Below are 894 nucleotides of genomic sequence, written 5' to 3' on the forward strand. Positions count from 1 at the left end.
AGTTCTAGTATCTATTCCTAAATTTAAAATCGCAAAGTGAACATCCTTTTCCCGAAGTTGTTCTACTAATTGTAATAGCTGAATAGTATTTCGACCTAAACGATCCATTCTAGTTACGACCAAAGTATCCCCAGTAGTTAGTTTTGAAAGTATAGTGGGGTACAGCCGAGATACGTGTAAAAATAGGTCATAGGCTTACTTTTATTTCCAATTTGATTTAAAATCGGATTTTTTTTATAAAACTCCTTCATCGGATACCGTATTTTCTTTTTGCCCCCTATTATAAACACAGAAATATTTCGATATTTATTAAGTTAACAAGAGGACAGATTAACAAGGAAAAGAGACCAAATGTTCATCTGGTCCCTTGCTTATTATTTCTCTGGTTTAATATAAGGGACGATTTGTGCAGTAGCTCCAACAGAAGCACCACGAATAAAATCTTGATTTTCTAACACTTTAAAGTTTTGGGTTTGACCAGTCAGCATTACCCCTAAAATTTTCACTTCATCAAACTGTTTATTTTTATTTAATTTTAAAAACTCTTGGATTGTTTTTTCAGTACCATCTGCATCATATTTTTTAAGTGCATCAATAAAGCTATTGTATGCCTCTTTCGGTGAATCAGATGGATTAAATCCATAAACCTGCACACCAGCAGGTCCTTTGCTTTCATCTGTAATTGGTGAAGTCATATACCACCATACGATGTTTAAATTATCGGGAATTTTTGCTTGAATTTCTTTTAATGTATATGGTCTATCGAAAGAAATCGCAACTTCGGCAACGTAATTTTCCATTTGTGAAATTGCTGCTAGGGGTCACCATATCATTTTGGGAAAATTGTACGCTAAGGACTACAGAACCTTATCATTACAGCATTATTTAATGGTT

At 33.6% G+C, this 894-nt stretch carries 2 pseudogenes; both read right to left on the reverse strand.

The annotated features are described in order from the left end of the window. Nucleotides 1–156: pseudogene (locus JDS96_RS30500) on the reverse strand (recombinase family protein); the annotation flags it as partial. Between the two features lie 218 nt (nt 157–374). Next, nucleotides 375–818 (reverse strand): annotated as a pseudogene (locus tag JDS96_RS30505) (anti sigma factor C-terminal domain-containing protein); the annotation flags it as partial. Nucleotides 819–894 lie beyond the last annotated feature (76 nt).

This window comes from Bacillus cereus group sp. N21 (genome assembly GCF_016483395.1).
GTDB lineage: Bacteria > Bacillota > Bacilli > Bacillales > Bacillaceae_G > Bacillus_A > Bacillus_A pseudomycoides.